The 22,438-nt window shown below is 69.4% G+C and carries 13 protein-coding genes; 9 read left to right on the plus strand and 4 right to left on the minus strand.

What is annotated here, in order from left to right; genetic code table 11:
• Positions 1 to 17: 17 nt before the first annotated feature.
• Entirely contained in the window at positions 18 to 2,276 is a 2,259-nt protein-coding gene (locus E6C72_RS25535) for a protein arginine N-methyltransferase (RefSeq protein WP_109442467.1), read from the minus strand.
• 150 nt (positions 2,277 to 2,426) lie between these two features.
• On the opposite strand from E6C72_RS25535, the gene E6C72_RS25540 reads away from it, so the two are divergent.
• The 3 genes from E6C72_RS25540 (at position 2,427) to mmsB (ending at position 6,274) form a co-directional block, all read left to right on the plus strand.
• Positions 2,427 to 3,926 carry a CoA-acylating methylmalonate-semialdehyde dehydrogenase gene (locus E6C72_RS25540; protein ID WP_109442466.1) on the plus strand — a complete coding sequence of 500 codons (1,500 nt, stop codon included), beginning with the start codon at positions 2,427 to 2,429 and terminating at the stop codon, positions 3,924 to 3,926.
• Between the two features lie 150 nt (positions 3,927 to 4,076).
• Entirely contained in the window at positions 4,077 to 5,222 is a 1,146-nt protein-coding gene (locus E6C72_RS25545) for an isobutyryl-CoA dehydrogenase (RefSeq protein WP_109442465.1), read from the plus strand.
• Positions 5,223 to 5,392: 170 nt separating this feature from the next.
• Positions 5,393 to 6,274, plus strand: a complete 882-nt coding sequence (gene mmsB / locus E6C72_RS25550; RefSeq protein WP_109442464.1) for a 3-hydroxyisobutyrate dehydrogenase — start codon at positions 5,393 to 5,395, stop codon at positions 6,272 to 6,274.
• A 1-nt stretch (position 6,275) separates the two neighbouring features.
• Here the strand turns inward: mmsB and E6C72_RS25555 are convergent, their stop codons facing one another.
• Complete coding sequence (locus tag E6C72_RS25555) at positions 6,276 to 7,181, minus strand: LysR family transcriptional regulator (RefSeq protein WP_109442463.1); 906 nt, start codon at positions 7,179 to 7,181, stop codon at positions 6,276 to 6,278.
• A gap of 318 nt (positions 7,182 to 7,499) precedes the next feature.
• Between E6C72_RS25555 and E6C72_RS25560 the strand changes: the two genes are divergently transcribed.
• Positions 7,500 to 8,027, plus strand: a complete 528-nt coding sequence (locus E6C72_RS25560; protein WP_371298506.1) for a hypothetical protein — start codon at positions 7,500 to 7,502, stop codon at positions 8,025 to 8,027.
• A 33-nt stretch (positions 8,028 to 8,060) separates the two neighbouring features.
• Here the strand turns inward: E6C72_RS25560 and E6C72_RS25565 are convergent, their stop codons facing one another.
• Together E6C72_RS25565 and E6C72_RS25570 are read right to left on the minus strand one after the other, a co-directional pair.
• Positions 8,061 to 8,804: a DUF3102 domain-containing protein gene (locus E6C72_RS25565; protein WP_109442462.1), complete on the minus strand. Its 744-nt coding sequence runs from the start codon at positions 8,802 to 8,804 to the stop codon at positions 8,061 to 8,063.
• Between the two features lie 2 nt (positions 8,805 to 8,806).
• Positions 8,807 to 9,451 (minus strand): ParA family protein, encoded by a 645-nt coding sequence (locus tag E6C72_RS25570; RefSeq protein WP_247875877.1) that lies wholly within the window; start codon positions 9,449 to 9,451, stop codon positions 8,807 to 8,809.
• A 535-nt stretch (positions 9,452 to 9,986) separates the two neighbouring features.
• Here E6C72_RS25570 and E6C72_RS25575 point away from each other — a divergent pair.
• The 5 genes from E6C72_RS25575 (at position 9,987) to E6C72_RS25595 (ending at position 22,420) form a co-directional block, all read left to right on the plus strand.
• Positions 9,987 to 15,224 carry a filamentous hemagglutinin N-terminal domain-containing protein gene (locus tag E6C72_RS25575; protein WP_247875876.1) on the plus strand — a complete coding sequence of 1,746 codons (5,238 nt, stop codon included), beginning with the start codon at positions 9,987 to 9,989 and terminating at the stop codon, positions 15,222 to 15,224.
• A gap of 134 nt (positions 15,225 to 15,358) precedes the next feature.
• On the plus strand, positions 15,359 to 16,663 hold the full coding sequence (gene hmgA / locus E6C72_RS25580) for a homogentisate 1,2-dioxygenase (protein ID WP_109442460.1): 1,305 nt from the start codon (positions 15,359 to 15,361) through the stop codon (positions 16,661 to 16,663).
• A 97-nt stretch (positions 16,664 to 16,760) separates the two neighbouring features.
• Complete coding sequence (locus E6C72_RS25585) at positions 16,761 to 17,279, plus strand: class I SAM-dependent methyltransferase (RefSeq protein WP_109442459.1); 519 nt, start codon at positions 16,761 to 16,763, stop codon at positions 17,277 to 17,279.
• A gap of 153 nt (positions 17,280 to 17,432) precedes the next feature.
• Positions 17,433 to 20,564: an ABC transporter transmembrane domain-containing protein gene (locus E6C72_RS25590; RefSeq protein WP_109442458.1), complete on the plus strand. Its 3,132-nt coding sequence runs from the start codon at positions 17,433 to 17,435 to the stop codon at positions 20,562 to 20,564.
• Positions 20,565 to 20,671: 107 nt separating this feature from the next.
• The gene (locus tag E6C72_RS25595) at positions 20,672 to 22,420 is read left to right on the plus strand and encodes an ABC transporter ATP-binding protein (RefSeq protein ID WP_109442457.1); all 1,749 of its coding nucleotides are present in this window, start codon (positions 20,672 to 20,674) and stop codon (positions 22,418 to 22,420) included.
• The last annotated feature ends 18 nt before the right edge of the window (positions 22,421 to 22,438 follow it).

Consider the following 22,438-nt stretch of genomic DNA (forward strand, 5'->3'; position numbering starts at 1 on the left):
GGTCGTCACGCGCTCCCTCAGGCGTTCCAGGCCGCCTCGCGCCAGGACGGCGCCGGCCCTATCACCTCCGGCAGCCCGGACAGCGGGCAGGACCGCCCCGCCGGCAGAGCCAGCAGGTTCAGCGCCACCACGCCCGGAAAGCCGTTGCGCCCGTTGCCGGCATGGTTGCCCGGATCGAACAGCGGCACGATGTGCCACCACAGCCGATGGCCGAAGCCCTGCACCAGCGCGATCAGCTCGTCCAAGCCCTCTTCGCGGTCACTCTCCAGATAGAGCGCCGGGCGGCAGCGGGCGATCAGGCCGGCCGCCTCGCGCAGCACCGGGAGCACGGCGCTGCCCACATCGATCTTCAGCAGGTCGAGCCGGTCGAGCCCCTCCAGATCGGCCAATCCCGCCCGATGCGGGACGACATTGCCGATGCCGTTGGCGGCAAGGTTCCCGGCCAGCAGGTCCCGCAAATCCTCCCGCACCTCGACGGCATGCACCATCCCCCCTGCCCCGACCCGGCGCGCCAGCGGCACGGTATGGGCGCCGACGCCGGCCCCGACCTCCACCACCACGTCCCCCGGCTCCAGCAGCGCCGCGCAAAGCCTCTGCGCGCCCTCCAGGAACTCGCCATAGAGCGCCAGAGATCGCCCGATACAGCCGTCTTCGGGCAGGAAGCGCATCGGCCCATGGCGGGTGACGGCCTCCACCGGCGCCGCTCCATCGGCCGTCCTCTCCGCCCCTGCTCCAGAATCGGCAGCGACGGTCCGCAATTCCAGCACCTTCGCCCCGATGTGCGGCGACACCGGATCGTCGGCAGCCGGCGGGAAGGGCCTCCCGGCTCCCGGATGCGCGCTGTCATGGACCAGCACGCGCCCCTGGATGCGCGGCCACACCCAGTCGGCCAGGAAGCGCTGGTCCTGCCAGCGGTCGGCCTCGCGGTTGGCGACCGCGTCGATCACCGGCGCCATCGGCGGCAGCAGCCCGGCCATGCCGCCCCACAGGCCGGCCAGGATCAGGTCGGTGTGCAGCAGATGGTCGCGCATGACGTGGAAGGGCAGGCCCGATGCCACCCATTCCTCGACCGCCGCCGTCTCGCGCAGGGTCGGCCGCGAATCGCAGTCGCGGCAGAGGAAGCGTGCCACCGTCGGATCGTCGGCGGCCAGGAAGCGCCAGTACAGCCCCTGCGACGGCCCGCTGCCGGCCGGCATCGCCACCGTCTCCGCCCCCAGCCGGTTCAGCTCCGCGACCAGGGCCGGCGGCACCGATTCGTCATGGTAGAAGCGGCAGCTCCAACCCGGAAGCATCGCCGGCACCATCCGGGCGTTGGCGACCGCACCCTGGGTGTAGACCTCCCGCCGGCCCCACAGGCTGAAGGCGACGATGTTGCGGGTCCGCCTCTCCGGCTCTCTCGGGGCGGCCGGCAGCGGCGGCACCCCGATCTCCGCCCGCTCCTGTTTCAAGGCCAGCGTCTCGGCGGACCACAGCGCCGCCTCCACCGGATCCTGCGGCTCCAGCGCCAGGGTCAGCGAATCGCGCACGCCGATATGGCGGGGGTCGAGGCGGGCAGCGCGGCGGAAGACCGCCAGCGCCTGCTCCGTCCCACCTCCCCTGGTCAGCGCGATCCCCAGATTGTACAGCGCCGCCCCCGCCGCCGGTTCCAGCGCCAACGCCCGGCGATAGGCGGCGATCGCTGCCGCGACCGCCCCGGAATCGAGCAGCAGGGTGCCCAGTTGCAGGCAGGGCTCGGCCTCCCCCGGTTCCAGCAGGGCCGCGCGCCGGAAATCTGCCATCGCCAGATCCGGCCGCGACCGCCCCACCCGCTCCATCCCGCGCTGCCGGCGCAGCAGGGCCAGCCGCCCGGCCATCTCCGCCCGCTCCGGCGCGAGCACGCAGCCATGTTCCAGCGCCGCGATGGCGGCATCGACGCCGCCGGCATGATGCTCGGCCAGCGCCAGCAGCTCCCAGCCCTGGACGTCGTCGGGCACCAGCGCCAGCGCCGGCCGCAGGGCGGCTGCCGCCGAGGCCCACTCCCCGACCGCCGCCAGCGCCTTGCCCTGGTCGATGCGGTAGGCGGCGGCGCCGGGCACCTCCGCCACCGCGCGGCGCAGCAGCCCCAGACCCTGGTCCGGCCGGCCGGTCTGGCAGGCCAGCACGCCGGCCAGATGCAGGGTCGGCGCGTTGCGCGGATCGGCCGCCAGGATGCGCCCATAGATGGTTTCCGCCTCCACGAGGCGGCCGGCGGCATGATGGTCGACCGCGATGTTCAAAGCCTGTTCGATCGTCGCCATCGCCGTTTCCACCCCCCTGGATCGGCGGCAGTGTAGCAAAGGATCGGCCCTTGCCGCATTCCTGCACAACCGATGCGCAAAGTTTCGGGTCGATCCACGGGGCCGCTCAGGTCCACATGGTGACAAACAATCCCGAGGGAGGACAATAGGATGACCACCGAACTTCAGCACCTGATCGGCGGCAAGCTGGTTTCCGGAACGTCCGGCCGGTTCGCCGACGTCTACTCCCCGATGACCGGCGAGGTGCGCGCCCGCGTGCCGCTGGCGAGCGTCGAGGAGATGCGCGCCGCGGTCGAGAACGCCAAGGAGGCGCAGCGCGGCTGGGCCGCCACCAACCCGCAGCGCCGCGCCCGCGTGCTGATGCGCTTCCTCGACCTCGTCCAGCGCGACTATGACGAGCTGGCTCTGCTGCTGTCGCTGGAGCATGGCAAGACCATCGTCGACGCCAAGGGCGACATCCAGCGCGGCCTTGAGGTGGTGGAGTTCGCCTGCGGCATCCCGCACCTGCTGAAGGGCGAGTTCACCGACGGCGCCGGCCCCGGCATCGACATCTATTCGATGCGCCAGCCGCTGGGCGTCGTCGCCGGCATCACGCCGTTCAACTTCCCGGCCATGATCCCGATGTGGAAGTTCGCCCCGGCCATCGCCTGCGGCAACGCCTTCATCCTGAAACCGTCGGAGCGCACGCCGGGCGTGCCGGTCAAGCTGGCCGAACTGATGCTGGAAGCCGGCCTGCCGGCGGGCATCCTCAACGTCGTCCATGGCGACAAGGTGGCGGTCGACGCCATCCTCGACGACCGCGACATCAAGGCGGTGGGCTTCGTCGGCTCCACCCCGATCGCCGAATACATCTACAACCGCGGCTGCGCGGCCGGTAAGCGCGTGCAGTGCTTCGGCGGCGCCAAGAACCACGCGCTGGTGATGCCGGACGCCGATCTCGACCAGGCGACCGACGCGCTGATCGGCGCCGGCTTCGGCGCGGCGGGCGAGCGCTGCATGGCGATCTCCGTCGTCGTGCCGGTGGGCAAGAAGACCGCCGATGCCCTGATGGACCGCCTGATCCCGCGGGTGGAAAGCCTGAAGGTCGGCCCCTCCACCGACAGCAGCGCCGATTTCGGTCCGCTGGTGACCCGCGAACATCTGGAGCGGGTGAAGTCCTACGTCGATCTCGGCGTCAAGGAGGGTGCGAAGCTGGCGGTCGACGGCCGCAACTTCAAGATGCAGGGCTACGAGAACGGCTTCTACATGGGCGGCTGCCTGTTCGACGAGGTGAAGCCGGACATGCGCATCTACAAGGAGGAGATCTTCGGCCCGGTCCTCTCCGTCGTCCGCGCCGACTCTTACGAAGAGGCGCTGTCGCTGCCGAACGACCACGAGTACGGCAACGGCGTCGCCATCTTCACCCGCGACGGCGACGCCGCCCGCGACTTCGCCTCCCGCGTCGATGTCGGCATGGTCGGCATCAACGTTCCGATCCCGGTTCCGCTCGCCTACTACACCTTCGGCGGCTGGAAGCGCTCGGGCTTCGGCGACCTGAACCAGCACGGCCCCGACGCGGTGCGCTTCTACACCAAGACCAAGACCGTCACCTCCCGCTGGCCTTCGGGCGTCAAGGAAGGCGCCAGCTTCGTCATTCCGACCATGGAGTGATGGGTTAAGCACATTATCCCCTCTCCCCCCCGGGGAGAGGGTTAGGGTGAGGGGGACGCGCGGCGAGGATTCTCGGAAAATCCAGCATGTGCATCCCCCTCATCCCGACCCTCTCCCCGGGGGAGAGGGAGATTTAGTGGGAGGTGACGCATGTCCTTTGAACTGACCGAAGACCAGCTCGCCATCCGCGACATGGCGCTGTCCTTCGCCCGCGACGAACTGGCGCCGAACGCCGTCGAGTGGGACCAGAAGAAGCATTTCCCCGTCGACACGCTGCGCGCCGCCGGAGAACTCGGCATGGGCGGCATCTATGTGTCGGAAGACCATGGCGGCTCGGCGCTCAGCCGCTTCGATGCCGTGGTGATCTTCGAGGCGCTGAGCCAGGGCTGCCCGACCATCGCCTCCTACATCTCCATCCACAACATGGTGGCGGGGATGGTCGACAATTTCGGCAGCGACGAGCAGAAGGCCCAGTGGCTGCCGAAGCTCTGCACCATGGAATGGCTGGCCAGCTATTGCCTGACCGAGGCCAACGCCGGCTCCGACGCCGCCGCCTTGCGGACCAGGGCGGTGCGCGACGGCGACAGCTATGTCCTGAACGGCGCCAAGCAGTTCATTTCCGGCGCCGGCAGTTCCGACCTCTATCTCGTCATGGCCCGCACCGGCGAGGATGGCCCCGGCGGCATCAGCGCCTTCCTCGTCCCGAAGGACACCCCCGGCCTGTCCTTCGGTGCCAACGAGCACAAGATGGGCTGGAACGCCCAGCCGACCCGCGCCGTCATCCTGGAGGACGCCCGCATCCCCGCCTCTGCCCTGCTGGGCCAGGAAGGGATGGGCTTCAAGTTCGCCATGAAGGGGCTGGACGGCGGCCGGATCAACATCGCCGCCTGCTCCATCGGCGGCGCCCAGGCGGCGCTCGACAAGGCGCTGACCTACATGAGCGAGCGCAAGGCCTTCGGCCAGACGCTCGACCGTTTCCAGGCGCTCCAGTTCCGCATCGCCGACATGGCGACGGAGCTTGAGGCCGCCCGCACCTTCGTCCACCGCGCCGCCTCGGCGCTGGATGCGAAGAGCAAGGACGCGACCCGCCTGTGCGCCATGGCGAAGCGCTTCGCCACCGACACCGGCTTCGAGGTGGCGAACAACGCGCTCCAGCTGTTCGGCGGCTACGGCTATCTGGCGGATTACGGCGTGGAGAAGATCGTCCGCGACCTGCGGGTCCACCAGATCCTGGAAGGCACCAACGAGATCATGCGCCTGATCGTCTCGCGCAGCGAGATCGGGCGGATGGCGTAGTCCAACACGACGCCTCATCCCCTCTCCCCCCCGGGGAGAGGGTTAGGGTGAGGGGGTCGCGCGGCGGCCCTCCGACAAGAATCCAGTATGTGCCTCCCCCTCACCCCGACCCTCTCCCCGGGGGGAGAGGGGGAAGCACCCAAAAAACCAAACCAACGGGAGACGCGACGATGACGGTGATCGGTTTCATCGGATTGGGCAACATGGGCGGCCCGATGGCCGCGAACCTCGTGAAGGCGGGGCATCAGGTGGTTGGCTACGACCTCGTGCCCGCCGCCATCGAGGCGGCCAAGGCGGCCGGCATCACCATCGGCGAGTCCCCCGCCGCCATCGCCGCGGCGGCGGAGGTGGTCATCACCATGCTGCCGGGCGGCAAACATGTGCTGGGCGTCTATGGCGACATGGCACCGGTGGCCCGGCCGGGCACGCTGCTGATCGACTGCTCGACCATCGACGTCGACTCCGCCCGCAAGGCGCATGCGCTGGCCGCCGACAAGGGCGCCGCCTCGCTCGACGCGCCGGTGTCGGGCGGCGTCGGCGGCGCTGCCGCCGGCACGCTGACCTTCATGGCCGGCGGCGAAACGGACGCCTTCGAGCGTGCCCGCCCGATCCTGGAGGCCATGGGCAAGAAGATCGTCCATTGCGGCGGGGCCGGGGCCGGTCAGGCGGCGAAGATCTGCAACAACATGATCCTCGGCATCTCGATGATCGGCGTCTGCGAGGCCTTCGTGCTGGCGGAGAAGCTCGGCCTGTCGCATCAGGCGCTGTTCGACGTGTCCTCGACCTCGTCGGGCCAGTGCTGGTCGCTGACCAGCTATTGCCCGGTCCCCGGCCCGGTCCCGACCAGCCCGGCCAACCGCGATTACCAGCCCGGCTTCGCGGCGGCGCTGATGCTGAAGGACCTGAAGCTGGCCCAGGAAGCGGCGCAGAGCGCCGGGGCCCCCACCCCGCTGGGCGCCGCCGCGGCGCAGCTCTATGCCATGATGAACGCGCAAGGAGAGGGCGGCACCGACTTCTCCGGCATCATCCGCATGCTGCGCGGCGAAGGCTGAGTCAGTTGGCCGGCGGGGGCAGGAACAGCGCCTGCTCCCGCCGCACCAGATCGGCGATGCAGTCGGCGGTCATCGAGATCCGCGCCAGCGAGCGCAGATCCTCATGCACGATCAGCCAGAAGGACCGGGTGATCGTCACCTCCTCCGCCAGCACCGGCACCAGATCCGGTTCGCCGGCGGCGATGAAGGCCGGCAGCATGCACAGGCCTGCCCCGGACAGCGTCGCCTTCAGCTGGGCGACCAGGCTGCTGCTCTTGATGCGCGGCGCCACCTCCCCGATCGTCTCGACATAGTCCAGCTCGGGCGCGAAGATCAGGTCGTCGATATAGCCGATGAAGGAATGGCCGCGCAGGTCGGCGCGGCTGCGGATATCCTGCCTTGCCTCCAGATAGGCGGCGGTGCCGTACAGCCCCAGCCGGTAATCTGTCAGCTTGCGCGCGAACAGCCGCCCCTCCTGCGGGCGCGACAGGCTGATGGCGATGTCGGCCTCGCGCTTGGACAGGCTGAAGACGCGCGGCATGGCGACCAGTTGCACCTCCAGTTCCGGGTGTCGTTCGCACAAGCTCCCGATGCGCGGCGCCAGGAAACAGCTGCCGAAGCCGTCCGGCGCCCCGATGCGCACCGCCCCGGCCAGGGAGAGGTCCCCATCGGCCACCATGCCCTGGGCCAGCAGCGCCGCACTTTCCATCACCTCGGCGGTCTGCTTCAGCCGTTCACCCTGCGGCGTCAGGGTAAAGCCGCTGGGCCGCCGTTCAAACAGGGTGACGCGCAGCGCCTCCTCCAGCGCGGTGATGCGGCGGCTGACCGTGGTGTGATCGGCGCGCAGGCGCTGGGCCGCCGTGGTCAGCGTGCCGGCACGGGCCACCGCCAGGAAAAAGCGCAGGTCGTTCCAGTTGAAGTCGGCCATGTCGCCGGCGCCGCCGTCCGTGTTTACGGGTGAAAGAGGGGCCGAACTGTCCCACCAACCCGCCCGCCTGACAAGAGCGCCAACCCGCCCCTGCGACAAAGCCGCAGCACTGGGCCGCAGCAACGGGCCGCACACCATCGGACAGGCCGCGGCCGAATGAGCCTGATCCGAAGGGGTACCGCATCTTCCGGGCACCGCCCCCATTTCGCGTGGACGAACAGGCTCTCTGTTGCGTTTATCTGTTAAGCGACGCGATCGCGATAATCGAGAGGACGGGGAATGCCGGGCGCGGGCCGGACGGTGAGGGTGAGCGGGGAGATGATCGTGGCGGCATTTGCCGCTTTGCTCGCCATGCTTGCCGTGGGGTCCGCCGTAAGCCGCGCCGCCGCGGAGCCGCTTCTGTCCGCGCCGGAGGCGGCTGCCCCAACGCCCTCCCCCACCCCGGCAAAGCCGCAGACGGATGCCTTCGATTGCTGGCTGCTGGATCCGGACCGTCTGGAACAGGCGTCCGGCCGCGGCCTGTGCGGTGATGCCTTCGCCCGCGCACCCGAAACCGCCGCGCTGCCGGAAGCCCCTCCCCCGCCATCGGTGACGCCGGCCCGCAAGCCGAAGCCGTCGGAACGGCGTGCCCGCGGCGCCGGCCGCAATGTCAGCAGCAGCGAAACCCATGCGATGGCCAGTTCGCCCGCCCGGGTTTCGCCCCGATCGTCACGCCGCGACGATGGTGACTTCTTCACCAACTTCCAGCGTGATTTCCGGTCCCTGACCAACCTTTTGAGCGGCGGCGGCCCGTCACCCCGCCGTGGCGACGGCGGGGTCGCCTCCGACATGTCGCATGACCGTTAGCCCCGGATCACGCGCCTTTACCGCCGGCCATCTTTACCGCCGATCATCGTCGGCATCCGTTCCGACATCCTCCGCTTCGACATCGATGGTGACGCCGGTCCGGCCCGCGCGGACATGATCGTCATGCTCCGGGTCGATGCCGTGATCGCGCCGCAGCTCGTCACGGATCTCCGCCATGCGGGCACGCAGCCGACCATAGTCGGCCAGAAGCTGCCGGCGCCGGTCGCTCGGCGTCACGTCCTTCGGCGGACGCAAGGACCGCTTGAAGTCGATCAGCTGACGGCGGGTCACATCGGGACGGATCAGCCCCTGCGCCTTCGCCCGCTCCAGCTCGTCCGGCGTCATGGTGACGATCTGGTAGGCGACGCTTTCCGCCCCCGGCAACACGTCCAAGGACAGCCGGCCGGTGTCCACCGCCTCCGCCACCGCGCGGAAGCGGAAAGCGGTCTCGACCGAAAACGGCATGTCGCTTTCGATCATCGCCTCGAAGTCGCCATGCGGCAGGATTTCCTTGGCGCGGTTCAGATACCGGCCGATCGACAGGAATTCCTTGCGGCTGCGGTTCCAGTGATAGCGGATCTCCTGGGCGAATTCCTGCCGGGTGTGACAGGGCACGATGGCGTCGCTGATGTCGGACGCCCGGCGGTCCGCCTTCGACGGCGCCACCGCTGCCCCTGACCGCACAGGCGTAGACACTACCTCCGGCTTGGCCGCCGGCGGGGGAGCGGCCTTGCCCTGCTCCGCCACCTTCTTCATGAAGGACTTCACATTGGCCATTCTCAAATCCCCAGCTCGTGCCGGATGAAGTACCAGGCACCCAGGCATTCGTCGGCGCCGTTCACAGCCCCCACATCGACGATGGAGCAGCCGACATCGTCGACCCGGTGCATGTCCTCGATGTCCGGCACCTCGTGCGGCACCAGCCGGCCGACGCGGCCCAGTTCCAGCTTGGCTTCACGCAGGCTGACCGACCGGCGCTTGACCCGGTTCAGCAGGAAGGCGGCGGGGCGGCCATAGTCGCGCAGGAACTCCATCCAGGGGATGACGCTCATCTTGTCGAAACGCCCGACCCCGGTCGGCACCAGCACCAGATCGGCCCGGCGCAGCAGGATCTTGGTCGCTTCCGGATACAGCTCCACCGACGGCGGGGTGTCGACGAAGACCACGTCGTAGCGGCCGGAATCGATCTGGGCCAATGCCGCCTCGATGTCGTCCAGCGTCCCTTCGTAATGGTCGATCGCCACCACGTCATGCGGGCGGCGCAGCTCGTGCCATTGGCCCAGCGTGCGCTGCGGGTCGAAATCCAGCGTCGCCACCCGCATGCCGTCCTTGGCCGCGGCGACGGCGGTGTTCTTGCAACTGGTGGTCTTGCCGGTCCCGCCCTTCGGCGCGCTGTAGACAACCCAGCGCGCGGTCTGCGCCACAACCTTCTTTACCGCCCCGCCGCCCCCCTGGGCTGCCGAGTTGCCGGTTGATTTACCTGTGGCTCTGCCCGCGGATTTCCTCGTGGCGACGGCGGTCGGATCGGCCATCTGTTCCCCCTGCATCGCGTGCTAGTCTTCCTGATGGCCTTCTTATTAGCGGATCGGCCGGCGCCTCGAAAGGACAAAGGCGGCACCTGCGCCATGGAAATAGGCGATTTCTGTACCGCAAAACCCGTTACCGGTAACGCCTGCCCGCCACATCCGTTACCGGTAACGCTTCCGCCGGTGGCGGCGCGGCAACCTCCATTGCCGGCGCGAAACAATCTGTCACCACTTTCGGTATTTCCGTTCAGACGCCCGATCGCTAAAATATTCCCCATTCCATAGTTTCGGACAGCGTAGTGCCTTCCCGCAAGCGTCGGGGCGGTGACCGGGGTTGGCGGGGGTTGGATCGGTGATGCGGGGATCGCTGCGGGTATCGGGTGTGTCTGGCGGGGCGTCGTCGGGGCGCGATGGGGCGCGGCAACGCTCCGTCTTGCGCCGCAGCACGGCCCTGGCCGGGGCGGCCCGTCTGGCGATCCTGGCGGCCGCCCTCGTCCTGCCTCTCGCCCTGCCTCTGACCCTGGCCGTGCCGGCCTTCGCCAATCCCGAAGGCGGCGTGGTCACCGACGGTGCGGCCACCATCCAATCCACCGCCCCCGGCCGGCTCGACATCATCCAGTCGACGCCCAAGGCGGTGATCGACTGGCAGCGCTTCGGCATCGCCGAGGGCGAGCACACCAGTTTCCAGCAGCCCGACTCCGCTTCGATCACCCTCAACCGCGTCACCGGCTCCGACCCGTCGGCGATCCTGGGGCGGCTGACCGCCAACGGGCAGGTCTGGCTGGTCAATCCCAACGGCATCCTGTTCGGCCCGAATGCCCGGGTCGATGTCGGCGGGCTGGTCGCCACCACCCACGACATCCGCAACGCCGACTTCATGGCCGGCCGCTACAGCTTCGAGGGCCGCGCCGGCTCCACCGCGACGGTGGAGAATGAAGGCACCATCACCGTGGCGCAGGCCGGGCTGGCGGCGCTGGTCGCCCCCGGCGTCGCCAACCGCGGCACCATCCAGGCCCGCATGGGCGAGGTGACGCTGGCGTCCGGCCGCCGCTTCGTCGTCGACCTGTTCGGCGACCAGAAGATCAACATCGCGGTGGACGCCAAAACCGACGCCCGCCCGGTCGGCGCCGACGGCAAGCCGGTCGAATCCCTGGTCAGCAACAGCGGCAAGATCTTCGCCGACGGCGGCCGGGTGCAGATGACGGCGAGCGCCGCCAAGGGGCTGGTCGATCGCGTCGTCAACATGTCCGGCACCGTCCAGGCCCGCCGGGTGGAACAGCAGGGCGGCGACATCGTCCTGCTCGGCGACGGCGGCGAGGTGGAGGTCTCCGGCAGCATCGACGCCAGCGGCAGCGGCACCGATCAGACCGGCGGCTCGGTCACCGTGTCGGGCAACCGCACGACGCTGACCGCCACGGCGCGCGTCACCGCCTCCGGTCCGGCCGGGGGCGGGGAGGTGCTGATCGGCGGCGACGTGCAGGGCGGCAAGGCGTCGTCCGCCACGCTGGCCGGCTACAACATCCGCCCGGCGCGCAAACCGGTGCCGCCCTCCACCGACACCGTGGTGGCGCAGGGAGCGACCATCGCCGCCGACGCGACGGACAGCGGCAAGGGCGGCAAGGTCGTGGTCTGGGCCGAGAACGCCACCCGTTTCGACGGTACCATCACCGCCCGCGGCGGTGCGGCCGGCGGCGATGGCGGCTTCGTCGAGACGTCCGGCAAGCTGTCGCTGCATGTCCGCGGCAGCGTCGATGCCGGCGCCCGGGCAGGAGCTGGGGCAGCGGCTGGGGCAGGGAAGGGCGGCTTCTGGCTGCTCGACCCATCCAACATCACGGTCGCGGAGACGGGCGGCACGATCACCGCCGACACCATCACCGCCGCGCTGAACGGCGGGACCAGCGTCACGCTCGACACCGACTCCGCGGAACGGTTCGCCGGCGACATCACGATCAACCAGGAGATCGTCAAGACCGCCGGCGGCGACGCCTCGCTGACCCTGAAGGCGTCCCGCAACATCATCGTCAACAACAGCATCTCGTCCAGCTCCGGCGCCCTGAACCTCACGCTCAACGCCGCCACCGGAACCGGCAACGGCATCGTCCGGGTGACGGGCAAGTCCGAAACCGACCCCGTGCTCATCACCACCAACGGCGGCAGCTTCATCGTCGGCGGCGGTTCGGACCCGACGGCGAAGCCCGCCACCGGCATGTATGGCGACTACTCGCCCAGCGACGACCGCATCGGCGTGGAGCTTGATTACGCGGTCGTCTCGACCGGTGCCGGCTCGATCCTGATCAACGGCGAAGGCGGCGAGAACAACGGCTCCGGCAACCACGGCATCGCGCTGTACAACAGCCGCCTGACGACCACCACCGGTTCCATCGCGCTCAACGGCGCCGGCGGCAACGGCATCTATTACGGCGACAATGTCGGCGTGCTGCTGTCCAATTCCACGCTTCAGACCTCCGGCGGCGCCGTAACCGTCACCGCGACCGAGGGCCATGGCGAAAGCTCCATCGGCAGCGACGCGTTCCGGATGGAAAACGCGTCCTCCATCACCGTGCTGGGCGACGGCGCCATCACCATCAGGGGCGGCGCCTATTCCAGCAAGGACATCGTGCTGCACGACGCGACGCTCTACAACGGCGGCGCTCCGGTCACCATCGAGTCCGGCGGCAACCTGCTGGTCGACGATCACACCAACATCACTTCCGACGGCGCGGTGACGCTGACGGCCGGCTACGGGGTGTATCTGACCGACAGCCGGATCACGACCGACGGTTCGCCGGTGACGTTGAACAGCGCCGCCAATCTCGACAAGGGCGCCATCCACTTGACCGCCAGCCGCATCGAGACCTCGGGCGGGGCCATCATGCTGGGCGGCGGCGTCGACCCGGCGAGCGGTCCTGCCAAGGCGGATTATTCCGACACGGCCGGCGTGCAGATCGAAGGCAGTTCGCTCAGCTCCGGCGGCGGCGCCATCTCCATCCGCGGAGAGGGCATCAGCGATTACGGCGACGGCCACGGCGTCTGGATCACCGGCGCGTCGACCATCGACTCCGGTACGGGCAAGCTCTCCATCAGCGGCAAGGTGGGCTCCGAAGACGAAAGCCGGAATGCCGGCGTGCTGATCGAGAGTGACGCCAACGGCAGCCCGACCCTCGTCTCCACCTCCACCGCCGCCGACGCCATCCGGATCGACGGCGACGCCAGCGAGAGCGACTCCCTGGAGGCCTGGGGGGTGATGGTCAAGGGCACGGCGGCGATCCTGTCGTCCGGCGGCGTCGTAATCACCGGCAAGGCCGGGGCGTCGTCGGTCGATTTCGAGGTCGCCGGGATCGGCCTGGATGCCGAAACCGGTGGCAGCATCCGCATCGCCGCCGCCGCCGGCGAGGTCGCGCTGCAAGGCACCGCCGGCACCGGCCTCAAGCCGTTGGACGTGTACCGCAACGGAACCGTGGAAGTCAGCAGCACCCCGGCGCCGCCGCCCCCTCCGCCACCGCCCCCACCACCTCCGCCGGTAGCGCCGCCGGTGACGGACGACCCGACCACGCCGACCACGCCGACCAGCCCCGGCACCGACAGCGGAAGCGGTGACGGAACCGGCACGACGACCACCACGACAACGACAACGACAACGACAACGACGACGACCACCACCACCACCGGCACGGATACGACAGGAACGACCACCGGGACCGATACGGCGGGCACGGGAACGACGGGCATCACCTCGTCCGACACGCAGACCACCTCGACCACCACCTCGACCACCGGTTCCACCACCGGCTCGACAGGCACCCAGTCGGCCACCGCCGGCAGCTCGGTCCAGACGGTGCTGCAGACGGTCGCGCAGATCGCCGCAAACCCGACGATCACCACCACGGCCACCGGCACGGCCACCGGCACGGCAACCACCACGGGGACCACGACCGGCACCACAGGCAGCGCATCGGGCCAAACCGCCACCACGGCGACCGGCACCGCGACCACCCCGCAGAGCTTCCTGGCGACGCTGGAACAGGGCGCCGCCACCCAATCCACGCCCTCACAGAATACTGCCGGCCAGAATGGGGAAGGGCAGGGCACCCAGGCGGCGGGTGGCGGTTCGCCGTCCAACAACGGCCCGACCTCGCCGCCGCCCGCCCCGGCGACCGTGGTGCTGGCCTCCGGCCGGTCGGTCACCTTCACGGCGGAGGCGACGGCGGCCTATTCCTCCGGCGCCACCCTGTCGCAGCCGGGGCCGCAGCTCCTCGCCTCGCCGCAGGTGCAGGCGGCGGCCGGCACCCTCATCCAGGCGGCCGGCAGCGGCGGCATGGTCCAGGCGGTCACCTCCCTGGCGACCGGCAGCCTGTCGGTCCAGGAACAGCGCGCGGTGCTGGCCAGCGTTCCGGTTTCGACCCTGATCGGTGGCCTGACCGCCAGCGGCGACCCGGTGGCGGCGCGCGTCGGCGGCATCCTGCAGAACGCCGCCGCCGGCCAACCCGGCGGCTATGCCCAGGTGCGCGCCGCGGCGGCCCAGGCCAACCTGCCGCCGCAGGTCACCCGCACCTACCTCGCCATGGTGCAGCGGGTGGAGCGTGAACAGCGCACCCAGGCCTTTTCCGGGGCGCTGCGCCAGCTGGTGGCGAACCCGAGGGCGGCGGACATGTTCAACCGTCCGGCCGCCGCCTCGGCGCTGCCCAGCCTGCAACAGGCGCGGAGCGGCCGCACCCGCGGCGGCACCATGACCCTGCGCGGCATCGTCGCCGACAGCGCCAATCTGGCGGAGGCGCGGGTGAACGGCCGCTGGGTCTTCATCGACGAACAGGGCCAGTTCCGCACCAGCATTCCGGTGGAGCCGGGGGCGAAGGAAGCCACCCTGACCATGACGGACGAGACCGGCAAGACGACGGAACAGCGCATCGCTCTCGACAGCGCGACGGCCGCTCCCGACCCGGCCGCCCCGCCGAAGCCGCGCAAGATCGCCCTCATGATCGCCGTCGACAGCTACCGCGACGGCGCCATCCCGGCCCTTGCCACGCCGGACGCCGACATCAAGGCGGTGGGCAAGGCACTGAACGACCATCTCGGCTACGAGACGCGGGTGCTGCGCAACCCGACCAAGGCGCAGATCGGCGACGCCCTGCGCAAGCTCGGCCGCGAGGTGGGCGAGCAGGACCAGGTGATGGTCTATTACGCCGGCCACGGCTATGAGCTGGCGGAGACCGGCACCGGTTACTGGCTGCCCGCCGACGCGGAGACGACCAACGCCCGCAACTGGGTGTCGAACAACGACATCGGCCGCTTCCTCAGCCGCATGCCGGCCAAGCATGTGATGGTGGTGTCCGACAGCTGCTATTCCGGCGCCTTCACCAAGGAGCAGAAAATCGACGCCAGCCGCCTCGCCAACGAGACGGAGATCCGGCAGCGCCGCTCCGTCATGGCCCTGTCGTCGGGCGGCGACGAACCGGTGGCCGACGGCGAGGTGAACTCCCCCTTCGCGGTGGCGCTGAAGAAGCGGGTGCTGGCCCTGCCGAAGGACAGCAGCGGCTACGCCCTCTATCAGGAGGTCCGCCAGGACGTGACCAGCGAGGCACCGCAGACCCCGCAATATGGCGTGATCCGCACCGCCGGCTACGACGAAGGCGGCGACTTCATCCTGGACCTGCCAGGCCGCGCAATGAACTGAGGCGGAGGGTGGGCCGCTGCGGCACCCACATTTTCCCCTGGCATGTAGTTTCAAAAGAAACTATATGAGCGACAAATGGTCGCGCCCGGCGCTTGGCACCGGCCGCATCGCCTCGGGAAAAGGGAGCAGCCCGCATGACGTCCCCCGCCTTCACCTACCAGTCCGGCTTCGGCAACGAATTCGCGACGGAGGCGTTGCCCGGCGCCTTGCCCGTCGGCCGCAACTCGCCGCAGCGCCCGCCCTACGGCCTCTATGCCGAACAGATCAGCGGCACCGCCTTCACCGCGCCCCGTGCCCACAACCGGCGCTCCTGGCTTTACCGCATCCGCCCGGCGGTGGTGCACGAACCCTTCCGCCCGCTGGAGTCCGGTCGCCTGACCAGCCGCTTCGACGAGGTGCCGGCCCCGCCGACCCAGCTGCGCTGGAACCCGCCGCCGATGCCGGACATGGCCACCGACTTCGTCGCCGGCCTCGTCACCATGGGCGGCAATGGCGGGCCGCAGGCACAGACCGGCTGCGGCATCCATCTCTACACCGCCAACCGCTCGATGCAGCGCCGCTTCTTCTACGATGCCGACGGCGAGCTGCTGATCGTGCCGCAGCAGGGCCGCCTGCGCCTGTTCACCGAGCTTGGCGTGCTGGAGGTCGAACCGCAGGAGATCGCGCTCATCCCCCGCGGCATCCGCTTCCGCGTCGAGCTGCCGGACGGCACGGCGCGCGGCTATGTCTGCGAGAATTTCGGCGCGCCCTTCCGCCTGCCGGACCTCGGCCCCATCGGCTCCAACGGGCTGGCCAACCCGCGCGACTTCCTGACGCCCGACGCCTGGTACGAGGATGTCGACGGCGACTTCGAGCTGGTGGCGAAGTTCGACGGCCATCTGTGGACCGCCCGCATCGACCATTCGCCGCTGGACGTGGTGGCCTGGCACGGCAACCACGCGCCCTGCAAATACGACCTGCGCCGCTTCAACACCATCGGCTCGATCGGCTTCGACCATCCCGACCCGTCGATCTTCCTGGTGCTGCAATCGCCCAGCGACACCCCCGGCGTCGACAGCATCGACTTCGTCATCTTCCCGCCGCGTTGGCTGGTGCAGGAGGACACCTTCCGTCCGCCCTGGTTCCACCGCAACGTCGCCAGCGAGTTCATGGGCCTGATCCACGGCGTCTACGATGCCAAGGAGGAGGGCTTCCTGCCCGGCGGCGCGTCCTTGCACAACTGCATGAGCGGCCACGGCCCCGATGCGGAGACCTTCGCCAAGGCGACATCAGCCGACACCACGCAACCGCAGCGGGTCGCCGACACTATGGCCTTCATGGTCGAGACCCGTGCGGTGATCCGCCCCACGCGCCACGCACTGGAAACCGCCGAGCTTCAGCATGATTATTACCGCTGCTGGCAGGGGCTGACGAAGCGCTTCGACCCGAAACGGCCATAAGCCGGCCCCGACCAAGCGACATTTTGTCTCGACGGCGCGCGCGCAGCCTTTCACACTGCGGCGTGCCGTTCGTGCGCTTGGCAAGGGGAGGGGGCCGATGGCGGCCGATGGTGGTGTTGCGGAAAGCCGGTCGCTGCTGGAGCGGATGATCGACCGGATGACGGTGCAGCGCGACGCGCTGGCCTGGGCGGAGCGTCAGGTCTCCGGGCGTGACGGCATGGTGCTGGAGGTGGGCCTGGGCAAGGGCCGCACCTTCGACCATCTGCGCCACCTGTTCCCGCCGCGCGACATCCTGGTCTTCGACATGTGGGTCCGCGTGCCGCCGGAACTGACGCCGGACGAGGACCGCCTGTTCGTCGGCGATTTCCACGAAACCATGCCGGCGGCGGCGGAGCGCTTCGGCCGCTGCGCCCGGCTGGCCCATGCCGATTTCGGCAGCACCGACCGCAACCATGACGCCCGGCAGGCGGCGTGGCTGGCGCCCCTGATCAACGCGCTGATGCTGCCCGGCGGCGTCGTGCTGTCCGACCGGCCGCTGGAGCGTCCCAACTGGACCCGGCTTCCCCTTCCGCCCGACGAGCGCTGGACCTACCATGCCTGGAGGGTGGAAAACTGAAGGCTGGAAAACCGGGTGGGGCGGGTGGATCGATAAAGTGGGGATGGAAAACGGAATAGCCGACGCCAATCTAGCGTCCCTCATCCCACAGCGCATGACAGGGACGGCCGGCGACGGCCGCGACGGTGCCGGCCGCGACACTGAAGGGCTTTGATGGACCGCAACATATTTCAGTACATTTGGAAGTACAGCGGACGCCAGCAGATCCTGCTCGCCCTGTTGACGGTCGCATCCTTCCCGGTGCTCTACGCCTCGCTGGAACTGCCGAAGATCATCATCAACCGGGCCTTGTCGGACCCCCAGCCGGAACGCCAGATCCTGGGCGTCACCATGGGGCCGGTGACCTACCTGCTGGTGCTGTGCTTCACCTTCCTGGCGCTGGTGCTCGCCAACGGCGCCTTCAAGATGCGGATCAACACCTTCAAGGGCGTGGTCGGCGAACGGCAGGTGCGGCGCCTGCGCTTCATGCTGCTCGACCGCATGCTGCGCTTCCCGCTGCCGCATTTCTCCAAGGTCAGCCAGGGAGAGCTGATCTCCACGGTGGCGGCGGAGACCGAACCGCTGGCCGGCTTCATCGGCGACGCCTTCGCCCAACCGCTCTACCAGGGCGGCACGATGCTGACCATCCTGCTGTTCCTGTTCATCCAGCAGCCGACCATCGGGCTGGTGTCGGTCGCGCTGATCCCGCTGCAGGCCTACATCATCCCGAAGCTTCAGCTGAAGGTGAAGATGCTGGGCAAGGATCGGGTGCGCAAGGTCCGCCAGCTGTCCGAACGCATCGGCGAAAGTGTGGAGAACATCCGCGAGGTCCGCGTCAACGGCACCGTCCGCTACGTCCTGGCGGAATTCTCGCAGTATCTCGGCAGCATCTACTGGATTCGGCTGGAAATCTACAAGCGGAAGTATTTCGTCAAGTTCCTCAATAACTTCATCAACCAGATCACCCCCTTCTTCCTGTTCTCGATCGGCGGCTATCTGGTCCTCGACGGCGACATGACCATCGGCGCCCTGGTGGCCGCCCTGTCCGCCTTCAAGGATCTGACCGCCCCCTGGAAGGAGCTGCTCGACTATTACCAGAACATGATCGACGCCCAGATCAAGTACGAGCAGATCGCCGAGCAGTTCTCTCCCCCCTTCCTGTTCGACTGGACGCCGCCGTCGCCCTCCACCCCGACCGACCTGAAGGCGCCGCTGCGGCTGGAGGCGGTGACCTGGGCCAACGAATACGGCGACCGCATGCTGCAACGGCTGTCGCTGGAGGTGCCGCCGGGCGCCCTGGTCGGCATCGCCGGCACCAACGCGCTGGCGCTGCGCCGTCTGGCCGAGGTGCTGGTGCGGCTGTCGCCGCCGACCTCCGGCCGGATCACCATCGGCGACCGCCCGCTGGACGAGCTGCCGCTGGAGCTGCTGGGACGCCGCATGGCCTATGCCAGCCCGGAACCGCGCATGTTCACCGGCAGCATGATGCAGAACATGACCTACGGCCTGCGCCACCGCCCGCCGGCCGACGATCCGGAGACCATGACGCCCGCCCGGCGGCGTGACATCGTCGAGGCCGAGGCGTCGGGCAACTCCACCGACAGCATGGCGGGGATCTGGACCGATTTCGCCATGATCGGCGCCACCGACTGGACCAGCCTGCGCCCCTGGTTCATGCAGTGCCTGGCCGCCACCGGCGGCGAGAGCGCGGTCTATCAGCGTGGCCTGCGCGAGGTGTTCGATCCCGACGACTACCCCTTCGTCGCCCAGCCCCTGCTGCGCGCCCGCCAGTGGCTGCGCGACGCGATCACCGAACGTGGGCTGGATGCGCTGCTCGCCCGCTTCGAGCGCGACCATTTCAACCCCTATGCCACCATTGCCGAGAACATGCTGGCCGGCCTGCCGGACGGCAAGCGGCTGACCGTCGCCCGCATGGTGTGCAACCCCACCGTCCGCGGCCTGATGGAAGAATACGGGCTGTGGGACTCCGCCGTGCGCATCGGCCGCCGCTTCGCCATGCGGGTGGTCGGCGTCTATCGCGACAGCGACGACGGCGACGTCATGATCATGCGCTACCCGTACATCGACGACGCCCTGTTCGAGGAGCTGGTCGAGGCGGTCACCCGGCTGAAGCGCCGCTCCGAACGGCCGCAGCGCCGCCACCAGGAGGCGGACACCCTGCTGTTCGCCACCATGTTCCTGATGATCGTGCCCAAGCGCGACGGCATGGACTTCGTCCCGCCGGCGGAACGCGAGGCGATCATGGCGATCCGCGCCCGCGTGCTCGACGACATGCCGCACGACCTGCGCGACAAGATCGCCATCTTCCACCCCGACCTCTACCACCCGCGCCTCAACGTGATGGACAACCTCCTGTTCGGCCGCATCACGACGGAGGATCCGCGCGCCATCACCCAGCTGCGGGCATTGGTGGACGAGGCCTTGGAACGGACCGACGCGCGGGCCTTCGTGCTGATCCTGGTGGCGCTGGGCGAGGTCGGCATCGGCGGCTCGCTGCTGCCGATCAGCGTGCGGCAGCGGGTCCAGCTGGTCCGCGGCCTGATGAAGAAGCCCGACATCTTCGTCATCTACCAAGCGCTGAACAGCTACGACCCGGACGAGCGGCTGCGCATCTTCCTCGCCATGAAGGAGCAGCTGCCAACCATGACGCTGATCGTGCTGGAGGAGCGGATTTCCGACAATCCCGCCTTCGACGCGATCTACGACCTGGAGGAGGGCCGGCTGGTCCGGCGCGGCCAGAACGGCGCCGACCATGACGAGGACACCGTGCCGGGGGACGGGGAGGGGACCGACGAGCCGGCGCTGCGCCTGCTGTCGCGCTCCCCCGTCTTCTCCGATCTGCCGGAAACGGTGCTGCGCCGCCTGCTGGCCTCGTCGGACTGGCGCACGGTCGCGGCCGGCGACTTCATCTACCGCAGCGGCGAGCAGTCGGAATACGCCTTCGTCCTGGCCGACGGCGAGGTCGAGCAGGTGCGGCTGATGCCGGACGGCCAGCCGCCGCTGCACATCGCCTACATCAAGCCGCCCGAGGTGATCGGCGAGCTGGAGCTTCTGGCCGGCGTTCGGCGCTTCTCCAGCTTCCGGGCCAACACCGACCTGCGCCTGCTGCGTCTGGACGGCGCGACCATGCTGCGCCTGCTGTCCTCGGCGCCGGACCTGCCGATGCGGGTGATCCAGCAGATCGGCAAGCGCCTGACCAGCGAAGCGCCCTCCGGTTCGGCGCCGGTCCCGGTCCCGGAGGCAGCCCCGGCGACGGCCGACAACCGCTCCCAAACGGAAGCATGAAATGGACGCAGCAGGGCAGGCGCACCAAGCATCCCCTCTCCCCCCCGGGGAGAGGGGGATAACGGCGAATTGCGAATGGCTTCGTAAAACAGGAGGAGAGCGGCGCGATGCTGAGGGTTGAGGGCCTGACGATCCGCTTCCGTAATGCCCCCCACCCGGTGGTCGACGGCGTCGGCTTCTCCATCGGCGCCGGCCAGAGCGTGGCGCTGGTCGGCGAATCCGGTTCCGGCAAGACGCTGACCTGCCGCAGCATCCTCGGCATCCTGCCGCGCGGGGCGTCGGTCACCGGCGGCTCGATCCTGTTCGGCCACGGCGACGAGGCGGTGGACCTGCTGCGCCTGTCGCCGTCGGGCCTGCGCGACATCCGCGGCAGCCGCATCTCCATGATCTTCCAGGAGCCGATGAGCGCGCTGTCGCCGCTGCACACCATCGGCGACCAGACGATGGAGGTGCTGCGGCTGCACGGCGCCTGCAACCACGCCGGCGCGCGCGAGCGCTGCCTCGCCATGTTCGAGCGGGTCGGCTTCCCCGATCCGGTCCGCGCCTTCCGCTCCTACCCGTTCCAGCTGTCGGGCGGCCTGCGCCAGCGCGCGATGATCGCCATGGCGATGGTCGCCCGTCCGCAGCTGCTGATCGCCGACGAGCCGACCACGGCACTCGACGTGACGCTCCAGGCCCAGGTGCTGGCCCTGATCAAGGAGCTGCAGGGCGAGAGCGGCATGGCCGTGCTGCTGGTCACCCACGATCTGGGCGTGGTCGCCAACATGGCCGACGCCGTGGTGGTGATGCGCGCCGGCCGGGTGATGGAATCGGGCTGCTGTGCCGACGTGCTCGGCCGGCCGCTGCACGGCTACACCCGCAAGCTGATGGCCGCCGCCCCCTCCATCCCGGAAACGGCCGGCGCGCAGGGCTCCGGGTCGTTGCGCGACCCCATCCTGGAGTTCCACGGCGTCGCCAAGACCTACGAGCGCGGCAACGTCCGCATCCGCGCACTCGACGGCGTCGATCTCTGCGTCGGCCGTGGCGAAACGCTGGCCATCGTCGGCGAGTCAGGATCAGGCAAGACGACGCTGGCGCGGCTCGCCATGCTGGCGGAGCGGCCGGATCCCGGTGGCCGCCTGCTGTTCCGCTCCGCCGCGGGGCAGCAGCCGCTCGACCTCCTCTCCGCCGCCGGGCCGGAGCTGACCGCCTACCGCCGCCGGGCCCAGATGGTGTTCCAGGATCCCTATGCCTCCCTCAGTCCACGCATGAGCGTCGGCGAGATCATCGCCGAGCCGCTGGCGATCCACGGCGTCTGCGGCCGCGGCGAGGGCCGCGAGCGGGTGCGGGCGCTGATGGCGCAGGTCGGCCTCGATCCCGCCTGGGCCAACCGCTACCCCCACGCCTTCTCCGGCGGCCAGCGCCAGCGCATCGGCATCGCCCGCGCCCTGGCGCTCGACCCGCAGCTGCTGATCTGCGACGAGCCGACCTCGGCGCTCGACGTCTCGGTCCAGGCGCAGGTGCTGGACCTGCTGGAATCGATCAAGCGGCGCCTGGGCCTCAGCCTGATGTTCATCTCGCACGATCTGGCGGTGGTGGCGCGGCTGGCCGACCGCGTCGCGGTGATGCGTGCCGGCCGGGTGATGGAGGAGGCGCCGCCGGCCATCCTGTTCTCCGCCCCGCTGCATCCCTACACCCGCGCGCTGATCGCCGCCTCGCCGGAGCCGGACGTGAACCGCCCGATCGACATCGCCACCGTGGCGCTCGGCGCCGGGAAGCCGGACCTGTGGCCCGAACCCTTCCGCCCGACCGCCGACGGCGCGCCCCCTCCCTTGGTGGAAGCCGCCCCCGGCCATTTCGTGAGGCGGGCGGCATGAGGACGTCCCTTCAACCCG

This window comes from Azospirillum sp. TSH100, assembly GCF_004923295.1.
Taxonomy (GTDB): domain Bacteria; phylum Pseudomonadota; class Alphaproteobacteria; order Azospirillales; family Azospirillaceae; genus Azospirillum.

What these genes read in the sequence shown, in the direction of transcription:
- E6C72_RS25535 (WP_109442467.1), bottom strand. Translation starts at nt 2,276, where the DNA reads ATGGCGACGATCGAACAGGCTTTGAACATCGCGGTCGACCATCATGCC.
- E6C72_RS25540 (WP_109442466.1), top strand. Translation starts at nt 2,427, where the DNA reads ATGACCACCGAACTTCAGCACCTGATCGGCGGCAAGCTGGTTTCCGGA.
- E6C72_RS25545 (WP_109442465.1), top strand. Translation starts at nt 4,077, where the DNA reads ATGTCCTTTGAACTGACCGAAGACCAGCTCGCCATCCGCGACATGGCG.
- mmsB (WP_109442464.1), top strand. Translation starts at nt 5,393, where the DNA reads ATGACGGTGATCGGTTTCATCGGATTGGGCAACATGGGCGGCCCGATG.
- E6C72_RS25555 (WP_109442463.1), bottom strand. Translation starts at nt 7,181, where the DNA reads ATGGCCGACTTCAACTGGAACGACCTGCGCTTTTTCCTGGCGGTGGCC.
- E6C72_RS25560 (WP_371298506.1), top strand. Translation starts at nt 7,500, where the DNA reads ATGATCGTGGCGGCATTTGCCGCTTTGCTCGCCATGCTTGCCGTGGGG.
- E6C72_RS25565 (WP_109442462.1), bottom strand. Translation starts at nt 8,804, where the DNA reads ATGGCCAATGTGAAGTCCTTCATGAAGAAGGTGGCGGAGCAGGGCAAG.
- hmgA (WP_109442460.1), top strand. Translation starts at nt 15,359, where the DNA reads ATGACGTCCCCCGCCTTCACCTACCAGTCCGGCTTCGGCAACGAATTC.
- E6C72_RS25585 (WP_109442459.1), top strand. Translation starts at nt 16,761, where the DNA reads ATGGCGGCCGATGGTGGTGTTGCGGAAAGCCGGTCGCTGCTGGAGCGG.
- E6C72_RS25590 (WP_109442458.1), top strand. Translation starts at nt 17,433, where the DNA reads ATGGACCGCAACATATTTCAGTACATTTGGAAGTACAGCGGACGCCAG.
- E6C72_RS25595 (WP_109442457.1), top strand. Translation starts at nt 20,672, where the DNA reads ATGCTGAGGGTTGAGGGCCTGACGATCCGCTTCCGTAATGCCCCCCAC.